2 tRNA genes and 1 rRNA gene are annotated in these 483 nt (G+C 45.1%); all 3 read right to left on the bottom strand.

Annotated elements, in window-relative coordinates:
• Window positions 1–162: 162 nt before the first annotated feature.
• Window positions 163–238: transfer RNA gene (locus tag BZJ21_RS15540), tRNA-Ala, on the bottom strand.
• 40 nt (window positions 239–278) lie between these two features.
• A tRNA-Ile gene (locus BZJ21_RS15535) sits at window positions 279–355 on the bottom strand.
• Between the two features lie 74 nt (window positions 356–429).
• Window positions 430–483, bottom strand: a 16S ribosomal RNA gene (locus BZJ21_RS16630); the annotation flags it as partial.

Raw genomic sequence — 483 nt, 5'->3', positions numbered from 1 at the left:
ACTTGATTGTGTGAGTGACATGATATGTCACTGATTGAGAACTTTACTGTCATTCTTAAAGAATGACTTGTCAGCTTTCCAGATTGTTAAAGAGCATGTGTATTTATCACGACGATAAACCACTTTTTAAAGGCACTTATCAATATAAATACGCTTAAAAAGTGGTGGAGCTAAGCAGGATCGAACTGCTGACCTCCTGCGTGCAAGGCAGGCGCTCTCCCAGCTGAGCTATAGCCCCACATTGATTACTTTGTTAACCAACACATTTGGGGATGTGTTGGTGGGTCTGAGTGGACTTGAACCACCGACCTCACCCTTATCAGGGGTGCGCTCTAACCAGCTGAGCTACAGACCCATCAAAGCAATGATGTGCTCTCTTTCAATTTCAACCTATACAATCTGTGTGAACACTCGCAAGAATAGCGTCAGTAAGGAGGTGATCCAGCCCCAGGTTCCCCTAGGGCTACCTTGTTACGACTTCAC

Source organism: Salinivibrio costicola subsp. alcaliphilus (assembly GCF_001996185.1).
GTDB classification, from domain to species: Bacteria; Pseudomonadota; Gammaproteobacteria; order Enterobacterales; family Vibrionaceae; genus Salinivibrio; species Salinivibrio costicola.
The sequence above is the reverse complement of the archived record's forward strand: the minus strand, read 5'-3'. Positions and strand labels throughout refer to the sequence as shown.